General features: G+C 50.9%; 20 protein-coding genes, 1 tRNA gene and 1 pseudogene. 21 read left to right on the top strand and 1 reads right to left on the bottom strand.

From position 1 onward, the window contains the following. Positions 1–208: 208 nt before the first annotated feature. The gene (locus tag Pan161_RS15675; protein WP_145228542.1) at positions 209–3,760 is read left to right on the top strand and encodes a hypothetical protein; all 3,552 of its coding nucleotides are present in this window, start codon (positions 209–211) and stop codon (positions 3,758–3,760) included. Between the two features lie 218 nt (positions 3,761–3,978). After that, on the top strand, positions 3,979–7,683 hold the full coding sequence (gene metH, locus Pan161_RS15670) for a methionine synthase (protein ID WP_145228541.1): 3,705 nt from the start codon (positions 3,979–3,981) through the stop codon (positions 7,681–7,683). A gap of 21 nt (positions 7,684–7,704) precedes the next feature. Here metH and Pan161_RS15665 read toward each other — a convergent pair whose 3' ends face one another. Beyond that, a complete protein-coding gene (locus tag Pan161_RS15665) occupies positions 7,705–8,358 on the bottom strand; it encodes an ATP:cob(I)alamin adenosyltransferase (RefSeq protein ID WP_145228540.1) in 654 nt (217 codons plus the stop codon). 303 nt (positions 8,359–8,661) lie between these two features. On the opposite strand from Pan161_RS15665, the gene Pan161_RS15660 reads away from it, so the two are divergent. The 19 genes and pseudogenes from Pan161_RS15660 (at position 8,662) to Pan161_RS15575 (ending at position 21,940) form a co-directional block, all read left to right on the top strand. Further along, positions 8,662–8,746: transfer RNA gene (locus Pan161_RS15660), tRNA-Ser, on the top strand. Between the two features lie 120 nt (positions 8,747–8,866). Continuing rightward, entirely contained in the window at positions 8,867–10,237 is a 1,371-nt protein-coding gene (locus Pan161_RS15655; RefSeq protein ID WP_145228539.1) for a tyrosine-type recombinase/integrase, read from the top strand. Positions 10,238–10,309: 72 nt separating this feature from the next. Next, on the top strand, positions 10,310–12,274 hold the full coding sequence (locus Pan161_RS15650; RefSeq protein WP_145228538.1) for a serine integrase family protein: 1,965 nt from the start codon (positions 10,310–10,312) through the stop codon (positions 12,272–12,274). Positions 12,275–12,805: 531 nt separating this feature from the next. Next, positions 12,806–12,997: a hypothetical protein gene (locus tag Pan161_RS15645; RefSeq protein WP_145228537.1), complete on the top strand. Its 192-nt coding sequence runs from the start codon at positions 12,806–12,808 to the stop codon at positions 12,995–12,997. Further along, a complete protein-coding gene (locus Pan161_RS15640) occupies positions 12,936–13,505 on the top strand; it encodes a hypothetical protein (protein WP_197995325.1) in 570 nt (189 codons plus the stop codon). Before Pan161_RS15645 ends, Pan161_RS15640 begins: the two co-directional genes overlap by 62 nt. Before the next feature lies 1 nt (position 13,506). Continuing rightward, positions 13,507–13,875 (top strand): DUF1257 domain-containing protein, encoded by a 369-nt coding sequence (locus Pan161_RS15635; protein WP_145228535.1) that lies wholly within the window; start codon positions 13,507–13,509, stop codon positions 13,873–13,875. Then, on the top strand, positions 13,872–14,066 hold the full coding sequence (locus Pan161_RS15630) for a DUF2997 domain-containing protein (RefSeq protein ID WP_145228534.1): 195 nt from the start codon (positions 13,872–13,874) through the stop codon (positions 14,064–14,066). The genes Pan161_RS15635 and Pan161_RS15630 overlap by 4 nt, the downstream gene beginning before the upstream one ends. Positions 14,067–14,125: 59 nt before the next feature. Then, positions 14,126–14,551 carry a hypothetical protein gene (locus tag Pan161_RS30585; RefSeq protein WP_197995324.1) on the top strand — a complete coding sequence of 142 codons (426 nt, stop codon included), beginning with the start codon at positions 14,126–14,128 and terminating at the stop codon, positions 14,549–14,551. After that, on the top strand, positions 14,535–14,732 hold the full coding sequence (locus Pan161_RS30580; RefSeq protein WP_197995323.1) for a hypothetical protein: 198 nt from the start codon (positions 14,535–14,537) through the stop codon (positions 14,730–14,732). The genes Pan161_RS30585 and Pan161_RS30580 overlap by 17 nt, the downstream gene beginning before the upstream one ends. A 46-nt stretch (positions 14,733–14,778) precedes the next feature. Next, on the top strand, positions 14,779–16,275 hold the full coding sequence (locus tag Pan161_RS15620) for an AAA family ATPase (RefSeq protein ID WP_145228533.1): 1,497 nt from the start codon (positions 14,779–14,781) through the stop codon (positions 16,273–16,275). A 25-nt stretch (positions 16,276–16,300) separates the two neighbouring features. After that, a complete protein-coding gene (locus tag Pan161_RS15615) occupies positions 16,301–17,242 on the top strand; it encodes a hypothetical protein (RefSeq protein ID WP_145228532.1) in 942 nt (313 codons plus the stop codon). A gap of 9 nt (positions 17,243–17,251) precedes the next feature. Next, a complete protein-coding gene (locus Pan161_RS15610) occupies positions 17,252–17,497 on the top strand; it encodes a hypothetical protein (RefSeq protein WP_145228531.1) in 246 nt (81 codons plus the stop codon). A 100-nt stretch (positions 17,498–17,597) separates the two neighbouring features. Further along, complete coding sequence (locus Pan161_RS15605) at positions 17,598–17,813, top strand: hypothetical protein (protein ID WP_145228530.1); 216 nt, start codon at positions 17,598–17,600, stop codon at positions 17,811–17,813. A gap of 224 nt (positions 17,814–18,037) precedes the next feature. Beyond that, positions 18,038–18,256, top strand: coding sequence for a MoaD/ThiS family protein (locus tag Pan161_RS15600; protein ID WP_145228529.1), 219 nt, complete (start codon positions 18,038–18,040; stop codon positions 18,254–18,256). 83 nt (positions 18,257–18,339) lie between these two features. Further along, a complete protein-coding gene (locus Pan161_RS15595; protein WP_145228528.1) occupies positions 18,340–19,392 on the top strand; it encodes a hypothetical protein in 1,053 nt (350 codons plus the stop codon). Further along, on the top strand, positions 19,316–19,942 hold the full coding sequence (locus Pan161_RS15590) for a hypothetical protein (RefSeq protein ID WP_232103258.1): 627 nt from the start codon (positions 19,316–19,318) through the stop codon (positions 19,940–19,942). Before Pan161_RS15595 ends, Pan161_RS15590 begins: the two co-directional genes overlap by 77 nt. Then, positions 19,939–20,604 (top strand): HesA/MoeB/ThiF family protein, encoded by a 666-nt coding sequence (locus tag Pan161_RS15585; RefSeq protein ID WP_315851549.1) that lies wholly within the window; start codon positions 19,939–19,941, stop codon positions 20,602–20,604. Before Pan161_RS15590 ends, Pan161_RS15585 begins: the two co-directional genes overlap by 4 nt. Before the next feature lie 584 nt (positions 20,605–21,188). Then, positions 21,189–21,743: pseudogene (locus Pan161_RS15580) on the top strand (phosphopyruvate hydratase); the annotation flags it as partial. Further along, positions 21,743–21,940: a hypothetical protein gene (locus tag Pan161_RS15575; RefSeq protein ID WP_145228526.1), complete on the top strand. Its 198-nt coding sequence runs from the start codon at positions 21,743–21,745 to the stop codon at positions 21,938–21,940. The pseudogene Pan161_RS15580 and the gene Pan161_RS15575, both read left to right, overlap by 1 nt. Positions 21,941–22,097: the final 157 nt, after the last annotated feature.

Raw genomic sequence — 22,097 nt, 5'->3', positions numbered from 1 at the left:
GCAGGCTAAACTGAGGTTGTGATCTTGCGCCCGGATCTCATTCAGATACCCGCCCTCAGTGCGCTCGAAATCGCATCACATTTAACCATAGCGTCTGACAATCTATTATACTCGGTCCAAATGGCCCTGGAGACGCTACAGTAAAACTGGACACAGTCTAAACGCTCAAAATCTTAACCGCTCTTCATTTTTCCAGAAGTCTTCCACTATGTTAAACAGCGACGGTCCACGAATTTCTCCCCCGCGGTCTCTGAAAATCGGCACCGATAAAACAAATGAACCATTTCGCCGGGCACTAGGTCTGGATGCGAACGGGAATTCGACTTGTAATGAAGATCGTGATGAGATTCTGCGATACCTGAATCTGCAGTTGATTGCCAACGGATACCCGGCTGCATTAACTGATGCAGACCGCACCTTCGCGGAAGTCGCTAAAGGTCTGTTGGAAAATCACCGTCAGAAAAACCGTCTGCTGGTGAACCATCGCTGTCCTGCGGACCAGCGGATTGAACATTTTTTACAGTCTCATTTCAGTGATGTACCCGGCGGTAGTGATCTGAACTTACCTGGTCGTACACTGGTCCTGGATCGGTTTGGTTTGGCACGCGAATTGTCACTGCCCATTGAGCATGATGAGTTTTTCAGTGATCTGGTACAGTCGTACCGGGTCAAGAACGGCGTGTTACATAACCCGAAGCATGACCGAAGGACGACAATCGGAACGTTCCATGTCACGGAGGGCGGCTTGCCAATCGCTAGTGATAAACGTGCGGTTCCTCGGGCTACATTTGTTAAAATGTTTCAGAGCGCAATGGCACCACCTGAAGATCTGAAACTATTTCCGTTTACTTCTCGACAGGAAGAACCAGCTTCAGGTTGGGCTTCCCTGCTATTGCGTCCGATTGTCTGTCCTGAAGTGAAAGGCGTAACTCCGGAAAAACGGATGGAAGTCCGTTTCTTTGCTCCGGGAACACTGGTGAGTAACCTGGATTTCGTGGAATCCATTTTTGGAAATGCGGGCGATCCTTATGTGCCAATCAACGATTCGGGTCTGGATATTATGCACTGGACCGGGCATACCGGCGCCGTGATCCTGGCCCCGCATCTGACGACACTCACGAAAAAAGAAGTCGGGCTGCCTCACTGGGATGATGCAACAGGACGTCAGCAGCGGGACAGCATGTGCTGGAAAACGGAAGACGAACTCTACAACGACGGAATGGCATTCAAAATGACCTGTCGCACCGATGCCGGTGTGATTGTCACATTGATTGCAGATAACTATTTTGGCTACTGCAAAAAAGAAGTCAAAACCCAGATCAGTTACTCTGCAAACCTGTTTGGAAATGCGGAAGAAGAGCACGCCGGGGGTACGATGGCCTATCCCAGTTACAATCTGGGCGAAGGTTTTCAGATGAACAGCGTCCGCTATAACGGGCGTACGTTAAAAGATGTCATCAATGATTATGGTGATCACATTGACGCCAAAGCAGAGGGATACGGAATCGATCAGAATTATCCGGAACTGATCTATATCCCGGAAGACGCATATGCGAGTCTGCCTGAGCAGTGTATCCGTTGGACTCGTGACGACAAGCAGCATTCGATTCCTCTGCTCCCCGGAAATGTCTACATGGCACCTTCCGGATACCACCTGCGGATGGAAAAGCATCCGGCTGCTCCCTCGTGGAGAATTGTCGGTACGACGGGGGAGGGGATTTTCTGCCACAAGCCGTGTACTGTGTCCGGAGGTGGTAAGAGTGAAATCAGTAAGTCACTGATGGACTACATGTTGTATGGTCCCGTGTTTGTTTCCAACTATGAACAGGACATGGAATATGTCCGCGAGATTATTGAGAAGGATTATTCCGACCGCTGGCTGGAGCCACTGCCGGAAGGGCATCCTCATCTGCGCCCCAGTCGCAAGGTGCTCGATCAGAATCGTTCGCTGGGAAGTGTGATCAAACTGTTGACTCCTTCTGCGGCTTATACCGCTGAATTCAACGACTGGCTGAATGCAATCCCTGATCATATCCGGGCTCTGGTCTTCATTATCAAGCGGATTTACTGGTCAGACTGGGGACAGGACTGGGACAGCCACTTCGGCGTGGATATTGTGAATGGCACCTATGGTCATGAATTGAAGTACCGCGAACGCAAGCTGGTGGGAACGTATCTGCGAGTCGGTCTGTTTTCGCTGTCTGGCTGGCGTACGTTCAAAGTACGTCAGGATTTCATCGCTTCGATGAAGATTCAGACAGAGGATGATATCAGTGCTTCTGTCGTTGTTCCCGCGCGGGCCTTAAACCACCTGGCAGAGGGCGAAAAGTTTGAAAGTTGCAAGTTTGTGATCAACAGCGAGTATCGTCTGTTTCAACGGCCCGATGATGCGATCGTCCGCGGTCTGGATAAGCAAACCGAAGCGGACCTGTCTCGTCCGGGTAATTTCATCTCGAACTTTGAACCGTTGACAAATCAGCAGGTACGTGAGATGAGCAAGTACGTGGTCGACTTTGATGCCTTCAGTGCCCCTATGCAGGAAATGTTAAAAGCCGCGGAAGAATCGAATAGCAGCTACGTCGTCTGTTCAGCGAATCCACGCCAGATCGATGGCAAACCAACCAAGAATCCACGCTATCTGCAGATTCGCCCTGATCTGGTGAAACCATTCAATACTTACGTCGCCAAGACGGCCACCCGTTTATTCCGGGCGATCCCTGCGGATCAGCCGGTCCATAATCCGGTCAACGCTGTCATGCTGGGACGCCGCAACAATCCCCCCGATAAGGAAAAGGGAATCCGCAGTCTGGCCGTCTATTCTCCGATTCATTATCAGGAACTGCCCGAGCTGTTCATGGACTTTATCTGTTCTCTGACCGGTAAAAGCCCCTCTACAACCGGCGCAGGTAGTGAAGGCGCATTGACCAAAGGTCCGTTCAACGCATTACGACCGGCAGCAGATCTGAACAGTGCACTGGTCGGATTTATTCTGACCGGTTATGCCGGTTTTTCAACAGCCGCCGGTCATATTGGACCGAATGTCCGTGTGGACCATGATATCAGCCTGCTGATTCCTGAAATCTGGTGCCGCATGTCACCTGAGGAACGCGATCCTGAATTCCTGATCAAAGAGGGACTGCTGGAACCGATTGAAGACTTCGATCATGGGGGTCAACAGATTCCCGCGAGTCGTCTGGGATATCGCATCACCTACAAATTCCTGCTGAGGTTCTTTGGACGCGTGTTCGATAACCCCGCTTCGGTCTTTGATGAAACAATTCTCAAGCCGGAAAAACAGGATCTGGAATCGTTTGTGGACGGTATTCAATATATTGCGGAAGCACAACAACGTGTGGCTCTGCAGTACTTTGAAGATGGGTCCTATGAAGAGGCCTGTCCTCCACTCCAGGCCATTCTCTCGATTATGGCACATGGAAACTGGCAGGGGCATTCGATTCACGATCCGGAAGTCCGGTCCCTGTTTACCCGGGAGTCACTGCTGAAGAGTGAGTGGTATCATAAACGTCTGCAGGCACGTCAGGAACGTGAGGTCGCTTTGTTGAGTCGTCATCTGGAGTATCTGGATGCCTTCACTGTCCATCCGGGATATGATCGGGAAGTGACCCGACTTCATATTCCAGAACGGCGTGAGTGGGTCGAGAAACAACTGGCTCATGTTTCCTCCCCAGCATACCTGGAAGAACTGTCAGGCATGATTGGTGCGCAGCCACGAGCAGATTTGAATCTGTCTACTGAATAAAGCAGTGCACGAGCGGTTTCGCTTTTCAGATGATCTGCTAAAATACCTGCTGTCACCGTATCCTGGTGGTCGGAACAGGTGTCTTATCTGTGTCTGACTGCGCGCCGCATCTGTCCATTTGTACCAGGCGCGAGCATTATGGTAGCCAGCGACGTGGTGAAGTCATAATTCATCCCGAGTCCGTCCCCTTTTAGACAGTTAGTACAGGTTCCCCAGGTATGTCCGATCGCGCTGCTCGCATTGAAGCTCTCTACGCTGCCATTCAAAAACGAATTCTGATTCTGGATGGAGCCATGGGAACCATGATTCAGAATCACAAGCTGAAAGAAGCTGATTATCGGGGCGCACGTTTTGCCGACTATCACATGGACATCGCGGGGAACAACGACCTGCTGAGCCTGACACAACCGGACATCATTCGGGATATCCATCGCGAATACCTGGAAGCGGGCGCGGATATCATCGAGACCAACACGTTTAATGGAACACGCTTGTCTCAAAGTGATTACCAGATGGAATCACTGGTTCACGAGCTCAATCAGGAATCGGCCCGGCTGGCGCGGGAGGTTGCCGATGAGATTACCGCAGAAAATCCGGACAAGCCACGTTGGGTCGCCGGCATTCTGGGACCCACCAGTCGGACTTGTTCGATATCTCCCGATGTGAATGACCCGGGTGCCCGTAATGTAACTTACGATGAACTGGTCGAAAATTATCTGGAATCGATTGATGGTCTGGTCAAGGGAGGGGCCGACCTGATTCTGATTGAGACAATTTTCGATACGCTGAATGCGAAGGCAGCCGTTTTCGCAGTAAAAACCTATTTCCAACGGGAAAACGTAGAACTTCCGATCATGATTTCGGGGACGATTACAGACGCCTCTGGGCGTACTCTGTCAGGGCAGACCACGGAAGCCTTCTGGAATTCGCTCGCGCATGCGAAGCCTTTTTCAATTGGTTTAAACTGCGCGCTCGGAGCCCAGGAACTGCGCCAGTATGTGAAAGAACTCTCACGAGTCGCCGACACATACGTTTCGGCACATCCCAATGCCGGTTTGCCGAATGAATTTGGTGAATACGACCAGTCTGCAGCAGAGATGGCAGAGATCGTCGATGAATTCGCCAGTAGTGGTTTCCTGAATATTCTGGGGGGCTGCTGCGGTACGACACCGGCGCATATAAAGGCGATCGCGGAGGCAATGGAAAAACATTATCCGCGCGAGATCCCGGAAATTGAACCTGCGTTGCGTCTTTCAGGACTTGAACCGTTTAATGTTACGAAAGACAGTCTGTTTGTGAATGTCGGCGAGCGTTGTAACGTCACCGGATCAGCTCGTTTTAAGCGCCTGATTAAGGAAGATGATTTTGATACGGCCCTGGAAGTTGCATTAGAGCAGGTTCAAAACGGTGCCCATGTGATGGATGTCAACATGGATGAAGGCATGTTGGATTCTCTCAAAGCCATGACCTTGTTTCTAAATCTGGTCGCGACCGAGCCGGAAATAGCCCGTGTGCCAGTCATGGTGGACTCATCCAAGTGGGAAGTCATCGTGGCGGGCTTGAAATGTATTCAGGGCAAACCGATTGTCAACTCGATCAGTCTCAAGGAAGGGGAAGCAGAATTCCTGGAACGAGCCCGGCTCTGTCAGATGTATGGAGCCGCTGTGGTCGTCATGGCATTTGATGAAGAAGGGCAGGCGGATACCCACAAACGGAAAACAGAAATCTGCGCGCGATCTTACAAGCTGCTGGTCGAGCAGTTAGACTTTGCACCACAGGATATCATCTTTGACCCTAACATCTTCGCGGTGGCAACAGGTATTGACGAACATAACAACTATGCCGTTGATTTCATCGAAGCGACACGCTGGATTCGTCAGAATCTACCGTATGCGAGTGTATCCGGCGGGGTTTCGAATGTCTCTTTTTCATTCCGCGGAAATAACCCGGTCCGTGAAGCCATCCACTCAGTCTTCCTGTACTACGCGATCCAGGCTGGCATGAATATGGGGATTGTGAATGCCACTCAGCTGGCGGTTTATGATGATCTGCCTGCAAAACTTAAGGATCGGGTCGAAGATGTCATTCTGAATCGCACGCCGGAAGGCACTGAGGCATTACTGTCGATTGCCGAGGAGTACCGTGGTGATGGCAAAGCCGGCTCCAGCAAGTTGGAAGACCTGTCATGGCGGGAATTGCCGGTCTCAAAGAGAATCGAACACGCATTGGTGAAAGGCGTTTCAACGTACATCGTTGAGGATGCCGAACTGGCACGACTGGAAATGGATCGACCGCTGGATGTGATCGAAGGTCCTCTGATGGACGGTATGAACGTGGTCGGTGATTTATTCAGTGCCGGAAAAATGTTTCTGCCACAGGTGGTGAAGTCCGCACGTGTGATGAAACTGGCAGTGGCTCATCTGCAGCCTTATATCGAAATGGAAAAACAGGAAGAAAGTAAACCCAACGGCCGTATTTTGATGGCGACCGTCAAAGGGGACGTACACGATATCGGCAAAAATATTGTGGGTGTTGTGCTGCAGTGTAATAATTTTGAAGTCATCGATCTGGGAGTGATGGTTCCCTGTGAGACGATCTTAAAGACTGCACGTGAAAAACAATGCGATGTGATTGGCCTTTCCGGTCTGATCACGCCTTCGTTGGATGAGATGGTCACGGTGGCCGCTGAAATGGAACGCCAGAGGATGGATTTACCTTTGATGATCGGTGGAGCGACGACTTCCAAAGCGCATACCGCGGTCAAAATCGAGCCTCAATACACGCGAAATCAGGTCGTGTATGTTCCCGATGCATCGCGAGCCGTGGGAGTCGCGGCGGCTTTGATCTCAGAGGAACAGCATGATGACTATGTCACCAAAATCAAAGCGGAATATGTGAATGTTCGGGAACGAGTGGCTAATCGCAAGCCGCAGGGAACTCCGGTTCCTTATGCGGAAGCAGTGACACAGGGATTGCAGATCGACTGGGAGAAATATACACCACCGAAGCCTTCCTTTACCGGCACTCAAGTACTTGATGATTATCCTCTGGAAAAACTGGTCGACTACATCGACTGGACTCCATTCTTCATCAGTTGGAATCTGGTCGGAAAATATCCAAGAATCCTGGAAGATGAACTGGTGGGTGAAGCTGCCCGTGATCTGTTCGAAAGCGGGCAGGCGATGCTGAAGAAGATCATCGACGAAAAGTTGCTCAAGGCGCGTGCTGTGATTGGCTTCTGGCCTGCAAATCGTGTACAGGGAGATGATATTGAGGTATATGCAGATGAAAGTCGGGGCGAAGTTATCGCAGATCTGCACCATATTCGTCAGCAGGTGCGTAAACGGGGACAGGAGGAGAAGCCTCTGATGTCGCTGGCGGATTTCATTGCGCCTAAGGAGAGCGGACAACAGGATTACATTGGCGGTTTCGTTGTCACCGCTGGCATCGGTGCGGAGGAACTGGCTAAATCATTCGAAACTGAACTTGACGACTATAGCAGTATTATGGTCAAAGGACTGGCGGATCGACTGGCGGAAGCCTTTGCCGAACACCTGCATGCACGCGTCCGCAAAGAATTTTGGGGATATGACGCAGATGAAACTTTGAGCAATGATGCCTTGATCAAAGAAGAGTATCAGGGGATTCGTCCCGCTCCCGGCTATCCAGCCTGTCCTGATCATACGGAGAAGGCAACGCTGTTCAAGATGCTGAATGCGGAAGCAGAAATCGGAGTGAATCTCACAGAACATTTCGCCATGTACCCGACTGCCGCGGTCTCCGGCTGGTATTTTTCTGCCCCCGAATCACGTTATTTTCACACTGGAAAAATTGATCGGGATCAGCTGGAATCTCTGGCAGAACGGAAAAAAATGAGCCTGGAAGAGATGGAACGCTGGTTGCGTCCCGTACTCATGGACTGATCATCAGCGGGTAGGAAGGGATCATGCTGGATTGATCCGGAAGCCCCGGTCCTGTTTCTGCCGGGGTTCCCACTTTTGATTTTCAGCTCCTCCCGTTTGATTCTCCTCTGCGAATAGAATTCTTCCGAGTACGAACCAGAAATCAGATAGACGATTGAGAAACTGAGGTACCGCGGGATTAACCGCTTCTTCAATGTCCCAGACATGAATCTCTGCCTGCCGTACCAGCGTGCGGATATCATGAGAGAGGAGCACACGCAGACTCCCCTGAGGGAGAATGAAGGAATCCAGGGGTTCCAGCGCCGGCGTGAGACGGGCAATCAGTTCGGTCAGTTCCTCTACCGATTCCTGGGGAAAACGTTTCTGGGCTTCGCCGTCGGCGATTGGCGTGCTGATATCAGAGCCGATGTCATACATTTCCTGTTGAAATGAAATGGCCAACTGAGTCAGGTTGATCTGACAACTGCATTCTTCCGGCAGTTGAATCTGCAGGATCTCGTTTTCGCAGGCGTGAATGAAGTAGCCCAGTTTGACAGCCACCTGTTCGATAAAGGCCAAAGCTTTGATCCGATTGCTGGATTTCGCGATCCGCGAGCCATCATTGAGGTAGGTCTGACCCTGGTCCCCGGTTTTGGTGACGATCATATTGAGATGAACTGTTCCACGTTCCGCCACGGCTGTTTCCTCTGACAGGCTGTGATCGCATGGTGTGACACCAGTGGACCGACAGTGAGATGATAAAAGGTTTAAGACTGTATCTTAGTCCGTTTTAGTATAAGAAACGTATCAGAGAAGTGAGAAATGATCTTTTCCGGGCTGGATTATGCAATCAGATGCCGTAAATTCGGTTTAACTGGAAACCCGCGGGTTTTCAGCTGGAATGCTGCAGAAACAGAACAAATATGAGACTTTACAACCTTGCCGAGAGTCTATATACTTTCGACCGAAGCCCAGTCCTTCAAGGAATTTCGGGCTGCAGGAGAGGTGGCAGAGTGGCCGATTGCACCGGTCTTGAAAACCGGCGTGCTGAAAGGTACCGGGGGTTCGAATCCCCCCCTCTCCGCTTATCAAACTGACCAAACGCGCTAAGTTATTGAATTCAATAACTTAGCGTTATTTTTTGCGCGACATAATAAACCTCCTGGTGCACAGTTGGTGCACACATTGTGCACGGGAGGTTTTGATGAGACGACGCAAGAAGTCTTCACAGCGAAAGCGCGTAGGGCGCGTTTCGTACTATCTTCATCACGGTGCCTGGTATCTTTATTACCTTGAATACCAAAGTGGAGTAAAGGTACAACGACGCCCCAAGGTGGCTGAAACTGAAGAGGAAGCCGCACAGATTGCAGCACAAGTAAATGCGCAGCTGGCTTCATCCAGTCCCACCCTGTTTTCATTCAGGTCTGTCAGTTTCTCAAAACTGCGGCAAGCCTTTCTCAATCACCATGAAACTGTAGTGAACTCTTCTCCGGCCACGATCAGGCGCTATCGATCAGCGACTCAGCATCTTGAAAATTATTTCAACGAATGTCGTCCATCTGATCTGGCCCATTCCATTCGGTCAGACCATTTTGTGGCCTGGTTGAGGAAGCAGAAGATTTCCCCCAACGGCCATCCCAATACGGCCAGGCGGACACTTCGTGATAAAGGACTACGTTTCATTCTGGAAGTTTGTCGGTCGGTCTATATCTACGCCGCCCAACAACGCTTCCTTCCTCCCACTTTTGAAAACCCGTTCTCTAAACTCAATCTGGAACGGATGAAAATTGAAGACGCTAAGCCCATCTTTGTCTTCGATGTTGAGGATGAATTGCGTTTCTTTCAGAATGCAGACGACTGGGCGTTTCCCATCCACTTTATTCTTGCCAAGGCAGGATTAAGGTCAGGCGAACTAATTCATCTGTTGATAGAAGATGTCGATCTGGAAAACGGATGGCTTCGCGTCCGTAATAAGACTGAGTTGCACTGGAAAGTCAAAACCAGGCGCGAACGTTCTGTGCCCTTAGTAAAGGAAGCAGTCGCCGTCTTACGCAGGGTGATTGGCAACCGAACATCAGGTCCTGTCTTTATCCGGCACCAGTTTGACGCCTTCAGCTCCCCTTTGGGGAACTTGGATCAAATGGCACTCCAGGAACTGCTTCAGCAACGCATCTCGGATACTGATTCAGGAAGTGTGCTCACTCTATCTCAAACTATGGATGAGAAACTCGCCAGATCGGTCTGGCGTGAAGCAGGCGTGGTACGATCTGAGCGTGTGCGGACTTCATTTATCCGTACCGCCAAGGCAGCAGGCCTGAAACAGTCATCTTGCCCCAAAAGCTGGCGGCATTCTTTTGCCACTCTACTTCAGGATGCCAACGTTGATCCGCTCATACGGCAGATCACACTGGGGCATAAACCGAGCGAGGACGCCCGTGGCGGCAGCCTGGGCATGACGGGCGTTTATACGCACACCCGTGCCACAACACAAAAACGTGAGATAGAACGCGCACTGCGTCTTTGGCCCCAGTCTCTTGCTTTTGCGAGGCAATGGGCCAGTGCTAACAAAGTGTGACTCTAAACATACTGACTTGCTTTAAACACATTTAAAAACAAAAAACATTCATTTAAAACGGAGTGATAAATAATGAGTTATAGAGAAGAAATTGAACTTGTACCGCGGAACGGTCATACCTTGATCGTTGGAATTCCTGGGCGTATTTCCGGTTGTGCAAACCAGAAAGAAATCAGCCTGGACGATCAAGTAGACCATGGCAAACAGGTTGCCCGTGAAATGTTTGATGGAGAGATTGAGTTCAGGAAGATCACAACCAAGGGAAAAGGAGAACGACTTGACCGTCCAGAACTTCTTGAGATTAAAAACTGGCTCAAATCAGATGAGTTGGATTTATTAATCGTCGAAGATCTTGGTCGCCTGGTACGTGGTCCAGCAGCTCACCGGCTTTGTGGCATTGCAGTCGACCATGGAACCAGAGTGATTTCACCCAACGATTTTATTGACACTAACAATGAAAATTGGGAAGACGATGTACTTGATGCATGTAAAGAACATCTGAAACACAATACGCATACATCACGTCGATTGAAATATAAACTGATGAACCGGTTTAAAAAGTATGGAGGTGCCACTCCTGGTCTTACCGCTGGATATATCAAACCTGACAACGCCAAGTCATATTCAGACTGGGTCAAGGATGAAGATGCAGCTGTATTCATACACGAAGGTCTGCAAATCCTCAAACGGACACTCAATGGCGCAGCCGTTGCAGAATACTTCAATGAAAATGGATTTTCACCAGGCCCCAATTGCAAAAAGGATAAATGGGACGGACGAATGGTATTACGTTTCTACCGTAACCCGATCCTTAAGGGGTTCCCCCAACGTGGAAAAACGCATTCCATCAAACATCATGAAACTGGAAGGAGAATCTCGGTCCCCAATCCGAATGGCCCCTGTTATCGGGAAGAACCTCACCTGGCCTTCTTCTCTCCTGATGATATTGATCCCGTTCTCGAAGCGATAGCTGAAAAAAATGCTCATTTTAAACGTAAGCAGAACCAGAACGGCGTTGATTCAAGATCTCGAGTTCCCAAGAAACGAACCCGGGCCTTTGGTCAGCATGCGACATGCTTCTATTGCGGTTGTCATTACGTGTGGGGAGGCAACGGCATGACGGATAACCTGATGTGCTCCAATTCCCGCGAGTGGCACTGCTGGAACTCCATTGGGTTTAATGGGCCTAAAGCTGCACAGAAACTATTGGAGGTGATTCTGGACAGCCTTACGACTCTGGATGAAATTGATCCTCAGTTTCGAGAAATTGTGCAGCAAGCGCAAGCTGGTGGTCCTGAAAAGCTCCTTGCCCGTGAAAATCAATTGAATCGGGAAGAGGAAGAAATTGCACATGAACGTGATAAACTCAAAAAATTGATCAGAGAGACGGATGACTTTAATAGTGATTTTTTCTCTGAGATGCTCTCTGATTTAAAGAATCGAGAAAAACAGTTATTACTTGATCGGAGGGCATTGGAGCACGCGAGATCCCGGCAACTTAATCTTCCGAAATCCACATTAGAGCTCAAGGGAATATTGCAACATCACCTCGAAGATGTTGATATTCACTCGCATGAGTTCGGTGATTTAATCAGGGAGCTAGTCCCTGAAATCTATGTCTACCAGGTACGCCTCATTGATGGCGGTCATCTGCTGCCTCGTGCTAAGATCCGCCTCAATCTAGCCGGGAGCATTCCCGATGCGGCGGCGTCTCCAGAGTTACAGCAGTTACTGACCCGGGAATTGACCCTGGATCTCTTTGAACCTCCTCAACGCGAGTTGATTCGTCCAGAAGCCATCAGACTGGCTACTGTCGGTATGGAACAACGGGAAATCGCTCGTCAGCTGGAATGTAAACCCACCCAGACAGCGGTCTATTACGCCCTGAAGCTGCATCGGCAGATGCAGGAAGAGGGGCTTTCGAGTCCGTATGTGTTTCTGAAAGAACCGCCTGACGACTATAAAAAACTTCGCAGGCACAAGAATAAGAAGTATTCGTTCCAGGTGAAGGCCGGTTATCAGCGGCCTCCGCTCTGAAAATGAAATGTCACTCTAACCCAATCTCTGACCCCGGCATATGCCGGGTTTTTTTAATGCGCCATCTGAAAGGAGCTGCTTTGAAGACCAGACAATCTAAATCAAAAAAGAGTCAAGCTAATCAACCTGGACCAGTCCTACCGGGAAGCTCCATTCATCGACTGCTGCAACTGATTGCCAAATCAATAGTCAAAAAGTACGAACCAGACGACACGAAACGAGATTACGGTAAAACCTAAATATTGGCGAAAAACGTGTCATGATACATGAAGGAATAGAAGCCAGGGAATATCACAAGCTGGAAAATTAAGTATCAGGCATTCGCTGTGATTCTTCAATCACCATCGAGCGTGTCCCATTACCTGAATTTTAGCCCGAAACGTGTCATAATAAATAAGGGCACGGATTATCTATTCTGTATCAAAATCAATCCCCGATTCAAGACCGTCGTCATTTAAAAACGCCTTGCATTTTTTAGGAATGCGGGGCGTTTTGCTTTTCACTTAACCTCTCATCAGAAAGGAGCATTGCTTGGAAATTATTGTTTTAACGTTTGTCTCTGTCGCGCTGTTGCTGGCAGTCATCGCTTTTGTCAAAGAACGACGGCTGCGACTGGCGCTACAGGGCATTCTCAGACACCTGATTCATCGCTGGAGGGCACATGGAAAAACAGACGCTTCGAATCACACTAATTCTGATCCTGCTGACCGGAGCCAGTTGTAATTCAGACGAAAACAGTCGCGTGGCTGATCTGGCCACGCAACAACTGGAACGCCAGGCGGACCAGAATCGCCGGATGTCGGATCTCCAGCAGGAAGTCGCCTCGGGTTCACGGGAACTAGTGGAGGCGGATGCCCAAGCCAGACGGGAGATGGTCGCCTTGCAGCGTGCGATTCAGACCGAACGGAGCGAGATCGGACACCAGCGCGATCAGCTGGAAGCAGAACGTCGCGAAATTGCCGACGGCCGAAACCGAGATCCGATCGTTGTAGCTGCGATCACCAGGGTGACCATGGTGGTCGTCAGCCTGCTTCCCCTGCTGATCTGCTGGCTGTTGCTGCAACAGAAGGTAGAACCTGTGGACGAGAATGAGATCGCAGAATTACTGCTGGATGATCTGGTCTCATCGGAACCACGCCTGATGCCACCTGTCACACCAAAACCAGACAAACGCCGATTGACGGATTTACCACAATCTCCTGCCAACCCATCTACAGAAAGGGAAAACTGAAATGTCACATATTGTCACAATAACAACGGAAGTCCGCGATGCCGAGGCGCTGCGCCTGGCCTGTCACCGACTCGAACTGGGAGAGCCTGTTCACGAAACCGTCCCCCTGTTTAGCGGTGAAGCCACTGGCTACTGTGTTCGGCTACCGGACTGGCGATACCCCGTCGTTTTCGATGTCGACCAGGGCCAGGTCAGATACGACAACTTTCAAGGTCGTTGGGGTGAACCGGCACAGCTCAATCGACTACTACAATTTTATGGCGTGGAAAAATGCCGAATGGAAGCACGCCGGAAGGGACATTCCGTCCTGGAAAACCAGCTCAGTGACGGTTCCATCAAACTCACCATTCAGATCGGAGCAGACCATTGAAAACAATAGACATTATTTTTTCAGCCGACGGTCAGTCCCGCATCGAAACCCGCGGCTTTACCGGCTCCCGGTGCAAGCACGCCAGCCGGTTTTTGGAAACTGCGCTGGGCGCGACCGCATCCGAACAACTGACGGCTGAATATCATCAAACCGTCCAACACCAACCCAATCATCTGACACAGGAGAATTAGTTTTCGCAAATCAACATATTCAGGTCTTACCGGACCCAATTCCCGAAGATCCCCAGCCAGTGCGTGTGCTGGTAGTCGTTGAAGGAACACACGACATCGAATTCCTGAGACGCATTTCCACGCTGCTCCATGCCGATCAGCCCGCACTCCCTGACCTGGCCGCGATGGAACGCAAAGGGGAACTCGTCTTTCTGCCCATCGGCGGCCATCCCCGGGCCTGGGTCAGGCGGCTGGCCCCGCTTCAATTGCCAGAATTTCATATCTATGACGGGGAAACGTCGCCTGAGTCGGAACAGCGGGAAGAGATGGTTGCTCAGATCAATCAACGAATTCGATGCCGTGCTGTGCTAACACAGAAACGGAGCCTGGAGAACTACTTGCATCCCCGTGCCATTCAGGCCTTTGCCAATATTAGTCCCGATTTCGGGGACCATGATTGCGTGGCGTCGGAAGTGGCACAGCGGGTCTTTGACAGTCGGAAATGACGACTATCGTTGGGAACTGCTCGATCGTCGACCACGCATCCGGCTTGCTATTCGGGCCAAGCACTGGCTCAATACCAGCGCCGTTGAACAGATGTCGGTCCCTCTGCTGCAGGAACGCGATCCGGACGGGGAAATCATTTCCTGGCTGGAGTCGATCGGCCAACTGGCAAAAACCACTTAAGCACACTTCACACCTTCTATTTCTTCAAACCATCAAGGAAACATCTATGTTACTATCCGAACGTCTTGCGGAGAACGTACGCGCCTGCTTTACCGGGATCTGGATTCAGAGTCATGAACACGATGAGGCGTTGCTGGAGATGGCCCGTCTCTGCCACACGGAAGACTGGCGGTTATTCTCCTGGGATATTGACCGGGGTATGCAGGGGACGGAATTCGCTGAGGGCAACGACACTTCACCCCCCGATCCCCTGGCGGCCATCCACAGTCTGAGTAGTCAGGACGATCCGGACCGCCCCACGCTGCTGGTCCTCAAAAATTTCCATCGGTTCATCAATTCCCCTGAAATCGTTCAGGCTCTGACACAACAGATTAATCTGGGGAAACAGGCACGGACGTTTATTGTTATTCTTTCCAGCCTGGTCCAGATCCCCACGGAGTTAGAAAAACTGTTTGTCTGTTTGGAACATGATCTTCCCGATCGAAGTCAACTGTTAGAGATTGCCCGCAGTATCGCTACGGAAACGGGAGAATTGCCGGAGGAACCAGAACTCGAACGTGTTCTGGACGCTGCCTCGGGCCTGACACGTTATGAAGCAGAAGGCGCCTTCAGTCTGTCGCTAGTGCGACACCAGCGCATCGAAGCTTCGGTCGTACTGGAACTGAAATCCCAGACACTGCTGAAAAGCGGTCTGCTATCGCTGCACGAGGGATCGGAGTCATTCGCTGGCCTGGGAGGCTTGGAAGCACTCAAAGCTTTTTGCCTGCAAGCTCTTCGATTCCGCCCCCAGGATGAGACACCAGTTCGTCCCAGAGGCGTCTTGCTGCTGGGAGTTCCCGGAACCGGGAAAAGTGCGTTTGCCAAAGCACTTGGCAGGGAGACCGGGCGTCCCACCCTGACACTCGACGTCGGAGCTTTAATGGGCGCGCTGGTCGGTCAAACCGAAGAGCGAACTCGACGAGCACTCCGCATCGTCGATGCGATGCAGCCCGCCGTCCTGTTCATTGATGAAGTCGAAAAAGGCTTGGGTGGTGCAGCTTCTTCCGGTCAGTCTGATAGCGGCGTTTCCACACGCATGCTGGGAACGTTACTCAGCTGGCTGAACGATCATGCTTCTGATGTGTTCGTAGTCTGTACCGCGAACGACATTTCCAAACTGCCGCCGGAGTTTGTACGGGCCGAACGCTTTGACGCTTTGTTCTTTCTGGATTTACCGGGCGATGACCAGAAGCAGGCCATCTGGAGTTTGTATCGTGATCTGTTTGGGCTTTCACCAGATCAACGCTTGCCGGACGACCGGCACTGGACCGGATCAGAAATCCGGGCTTGCTGTCGACTGGCAGCGCTGCTCGACGTTCCTTTAATCAAGGCTGCAGAAAACGTGGTTCCCGTGGCCATTACCGCCGCCGAATCGGTGGCCCGTTTACGACGCTGGGCCAGTAAACGCTGTCTGTCAGCAGAACAGCCAGGAGTATTTAGCAATGACGAGCGTACCGGTTCCCGTTCACGCCGGAATCTCTCACGCGATCCTCACAGAAACTAAACCACACTCTATTTAAGGAGCTAATATGACCATGACTGCTATTGATGAAGTAAATACCCGCACCGATCCCATCGATCGGCTACGATCAACGATGTGCGCCACACGCATCAGTTTTGAATGGTTTGGCACACGCAAATCCTTGACACGCGACCAGAAGACTCAGGCTGCCGAATCGTTTGGGGCGGAAGGGACGTTCCTGAGTGCCGGAAAAAAACTGCTGGATACGGGGCATCCCCGGTTCCGGGCCGTAAATGCGGTCCGGCAGCGGGTGCGATCATACTGGACTTCAATCAGCCTGCCGTTTCCAGAACCCGGGATACGGTTATTGCGGCAGGATGCCTTGACTGCTTTTCAGGAGCAGATGAACCAGTTTACGGTTGAGCTTAACGAAGCGGTTTCACAACTGGATGAACAATACTTGTCCCTGAAGTCAGCAGCCCGGGAGCGCCTGGGGAGTCTCTTCAACGACGATGATTATCCCATGACGCTGACTGGTCTGTTCGAGGTTTCCTGGGATTTTCCCAGCGTCGAACCGCCGGATTATTTAAGACAGCTCAATCCGGAACTGTATGAGCAGGAATGCCAGCGCGTGCAGTCGCGGTTTGAGGAAGCGGTCAGGCTGGCCGAAGACGCCTTTCTGGGAGAGCTGTCACAGTTGGTATCGCATCTGACGGACCGTTTGAGTGGTCAGGCCGATGGCCGGCCCAAAGTTTTCCGTGATTCCGCCATCGGTAACCTGCACGAGTTCTTTGAACGGTTCCGCTCCCTGAATGTGCGTTCCAACGAACAGCTGGATACTCTGGTAGCGCAGTGTCAGGGGATCGTGCAGGGCATCCAGCCCCAGGAATTGCGCAAGCGCGGTGAACTCCGTCAGCAGGTCGCATCTGAGTTATCGGGGGTCCAGGCAGCCCTGGATGGTCTGTTGATCGACCGGCCGCGGCGACAAATTATCCGAACTCCAAAATAAGGATGCCAGATGAAAATTTTGATCTCGCCACAGGGGACAGTGCACTGCGTTTACTCGGAAGCCATTGATCTGGCAACCATCGGTCGACTGACCATTTCACGTGGCTCTTATGTCGAACCGAATGTAGCAGGTCAGTGGCTCGTGGATCTGTCCCCCGTGGATGGGCCGCAACTGGGACCTTTCACACAGCGGAGTGCTGCCCTGAAATCAGAAACGGACTGGCTGGAGCAGCATTGGCTCTCCCACAGCCCCTGATAATTGAATTTCACAACAGTACGCCCCGGTCTTGCAGAATCGTCTCTGCAGGGCCGGGGCTTTTTTTGTTTAAACATTTTCATATCGAAGGAGACAACTGATGAAACAGGCAGACTTAAATCGGGCCGTTGCCCTGGCAACCGGCGAAAGCATGTCAACAGTGAAACGTCTGGGATTTTTACTGGCGGAGCCCGATGAGCTCATTGATCCGGTAGCAGAAGAATCGGGGCCCTATGTGATCGATTGGGATGAACTGGAAACCAATCGACTGAATTCCCAGCGACAAGGGGCGCACCATGAACCGGTGGTGGCCTGATCTTCAACCGTGCGAATGCTGTCGAACTGTCTCAGAGGACCTCAGTGCACGATCGAATGCGCAGTCAGTCCTGCGGCAAACGTTGCACGCTGGTCGCATCAAGGGACGACGGGGTGTGAAAGGTAATACACGCCGCAGGAAACGACGTCGCAAACGGCAGCCTCTCACATAAACAAACAATGTGTGTTTTTAACGAAATTTAAACAGAAACTGGAAGGACTTCTATGAAGCTTTTATTGATCAATAATGATGGCGGTGGTTTCGCTGATTATATCGAGGTCTCCGCAGAAACCACGGTGGCACAACTATTCGAACAGAAGATGGGGGATGCAGAAGCACGCGATTACTTGATTCGCGTGAATCGCCAGCCATGTCCCCCAAACCAGCGGTTACAGGATGGGGACCGGATTTCCATAACGCCCACGAAAATCGAGGGGGCGTGACCCTGGCTTTTATATTTCCACAGGCTGTCGGGGTTTAATACCCGGCAGCCTGTTCTGGAATCCATTTTTTGAAAGAGGAGACAATGCAACTTCCACGAAAACGACTCTGGCGGACTGCCAGTCAAATTTATCAGCGTCTGGTATCAGAAGACTCTGCGACACAATTAAAACTGCCTTTCGAAGACTGGTGGCACTGTGATCGCTTGATTCGGAAACGTCAGCGGGCACAACACAGGGATTGGGATTTGGCTGCATCAAAGCTGGAACGAGATCTGAAAACTGGTCTTGCCCAGTTAATTCAACAACTGACAGCACTACATGCGGAATTGATGTCTGATTCATCACAGCAGCAGATTTCTTCCGTCAGGGAACTCTATGCAGAATTGCTGGCTTTAGAAGAAGAATTCGGTGAACTGAAGCTGGATCTACGTGCGCAGACCATTTCTGTTGTCACAGAGCCGATTGAACTGGAGGCCGTCTATCTAGGGCCATTTGAGATTTGTCTCAAATATGGAAATCTAAAAATGGATGTTTCATCCCCTTATCGGGTGATCGCCACGGACCCAAATCCGGCGTTCGTCAATGACTGTGTCACGCATCCGCACGTTCAATCAGAAGTCGTCTGCGAAGGGGACGGACGTCTGGCAATACGCCGGTCGCTGGAACAGGGACGTCTGTTTGATTTTTTCACGATGGTGGTCAGCTTGTTGCGAACTTATAACCCCGGCAGCCCTTACGTGGAATTATCTGACTGGCATAGTGTCGAATGTACCGAGTGCGCTGATGTGATTGCAGCCAACGAACAGACACGCTGTGAAAACTGTGAAATCGCACTCTGCACGGAGTGTGCCCGGGATTGTTCGGACTGCGATTGTCCGTTTTGCCATGAGTGTTTGTCGCACTGTGACAGCTGTCACAGCAACTGCTGTTCGTCCTGTCTGAAACAATGCATGCAGTGTAATGCCGACTGCTGTCAACGTTGTTTACTTGAAAATGAAAGGTGCTCTGATTGTGATGCAGAAGAACTCGAAGAAACAGAGAAAGAATTACCGGAAACCCATGCCTCAGCAGCAAACCCGGTTACCGCGACTACGGTTCAGCCCGACTGCCTGGGCGAAACTGTTGTACCTGCGTGATTATGGTGAAACCGAAGTCGGTGGATTCGGGATTACTTCAGAGGACGACCTGCTGTTGGTACAGGACCTGCAGCTTGTGGAACAGACCTGCTCGTTGGCTCATGTGGCTTTCGACGATGAGGCAGTCGCGAATTTCTTTGACGATCAGGTGGATGTAGGTCTCCGTCCTGAACAGTTTGGTCGGATCTGGATTCATACGCATCCGGGAGATTGCCCCTTGCCGAGTCAAACTGATGAAGAAACGTTTGATCGTGTCTTTGGTCGATCCGACTGGGCTGTGATGTTTATTCTGGCCCGGACAGGTCAAACATATGCGCGTCTAAGGTTTAATGCGGGACCCAAGGCTGAGTTCGAGATCCCAGTGAAACGGGATTACTCTCAAACGTTTGCCGGATGTGATCCAGAGCGTTGGGAGAATGAATATTTAAGTCATGTACATCCGCAACATAATCGTCGCCTGCGCCAGTCTGCTTTTGATCAGACCGCAGATTTTGACTGGGAAGAGGATTGGCTGTTTGCTGAGAACGAATTGAAAGGAGGAAAGATTTGAATACATTAAATATGACTATGGATCGTTTCCAGAGACAGAGTGATCTGATCTCGGCAGAACGGCTTTCACAGATGACTGCGACTGTTATCGGAGTGGGAGCCATTGGTCGTCAGGTCGCCCTGCAACTGGCGGCCATTGGGACACCGCAGATTCAGTTGATCGACTTTGACACGGTGGAATTGACCAATATCACGACTCAAGGGTATTGGGCACAGGATCTAGGGCAGTCTAAAGTAGAAGCGACAGCGAATGCCATTCATCGACTTGATGATTCGATCCAGGTGACTAGGGTTTCGGATCGTTATCGTGCAACTTTACCAGTTGGAGAGGCTGTCTTCTGTTGTGTTGATTCCATTTCCACGCGGTCCGCAATCTGGCGGTCGGTCAGCAATAAATGTGAATTCTGGTTGGACGGAAGAATGTTGGGAGAGATTATTCGTGTCCTGGCGGTTTCGTCTTCAACTGACTTCTATCGGTATTCAGAGACTTTGTTCCCACAGGCTGAGGCCCAAACTGGCAGCTGTACGTCCCGAAGCACAATCTATGCCGCGAGTATCGCTGCCGGAATCATGATCCATCAATTTACCCGTTGGCTGCGAGATATTCCTGTTGACTTTGATACGACCCTCAATCTTCTTGCTGGTGAAACCTACGTAAAATGAAGATAAAACTAACAGAGATATTTAAGAAGTGCAAACAGAAATAACAATGACTAGCGGGCCACCACTGCAGTGGTGGCCCGCTAACCCTATTTTTAGCTATCAGAGAAGGGATGCAAGGTTCTGCTTCAGAGTTAGCTTAACTGAATAGAGCACCGGTCTTCGAAACCGTAGGAGGGATTTGAGTCGAAAGGAGCTAACCGAGTAACTGCTTCCCGCACGACTTTACGGTCTTTTGAATTACGTTATGAGTTTCTCGAATTATTTCCTAAGGAATCCGCTGACTGAAGACGTAAGCTTTGCGATGTCCCGTATTTCGAACCATAAAACGTATGAGTACACGATCCGTGAACTCATACGTTTTTTCGAATTCAGGCTTGATTGGATGAATTTAATTGTTTGCTCTGAAAGCTTGGGTATTCTAGTATTCCCGGCGAGTCAACTTTGGGGCTGGTCGAAGTATTCGGTCCGGAGGCTGTTTATAGGTTTCTTGACGGCAACAAAAACGAACCTGCCCGCTTTCAGGGATAAAAGTGGGAAGGAGTTCAATTGTGCCCCTGTTATCTTCCGAGGAGACTCATCACTCGCGTCGCGAACAACGCCATCTGGAGCCGGAAGAGATGGTGACTTATTACGAAAAACTGTCCACAACCTACCCACTCGTCTTGCTGGAAGACGGCATGGGGCAGGACGATTGGCCAGGATGGAAACAACTCAATGCCGCATTGGGCGATCGAATCGAATTGGTTGGAGATGACATTTTCTGCACCAATCCAACGCTGATCGCGCGCGGCATTGACGAGAACATTGCCAACGCAGTGCTCATCAAGCTCAATCAAATCGGCACCGTGACTGAGACGATCACCGCTGTGCGAATGGCTCAGAATCAGGGCTGGGGGACTTTCGTTTCTCATCGTAGCGGCGAAACAGTGGACAGCTTCATCGCGGACCTGACGGTTGCGATGGATGCTGGCCACCTCAAGTCCGGCGCGCCGGCTCGCGGTGAACGAGTGGAGAAATACAACCAGTTGTTACGGATCGAGGAGCACTTGGGTGATGCAGCCCGGTACGCAGGGCGCCAAGCCTACGTACGACCTCCGACTTTTGATCGAGGTCAGGATGTGAAACGGGGAGTTGAGTGATGAAGGTCGGAATTGTTGGTAGCGGACTGGTCGCTGGCAAAGGTACCGCCTATTACGACATCGGTTGTGCACTGGCACGGATTGTGAAAGCCATTGTCAATGACCATCGGGTGATACTGACCGTTAAGTACGCAGAGTCCAGAACATGCTCACCTCGGTGGCGTCACTCTGTCGCTGCCGCACCTGCTGGGCGGTGATGGCATTTTCACGGCGCTGCTGTTACAATTGAGCGAGCAAGAACAGACCACATTGCAGAACAGTGTCAGCGTGATTCGCACTGGAATCGACTCGTTTCTGTCGTGAGGTGATCTTATCGTAGTGATAGAAAACAAGGGTTAACGAAACTGCAACACA

It is taken from the genome of Gimesia algae (assembly GCF_007746795.1).
In the GTDB taxonomy this organism is placed as follows: Bacteria; Planctomycetota; Planctomycetia; order Planctomycetales; family Planctomycetaceae; genus Gimesia; species Gimesia algae.
Note: the sequence above shows the minus strand (reverse complement) of the source record. Positions and strands in the feature narration are given on the sequence as shown.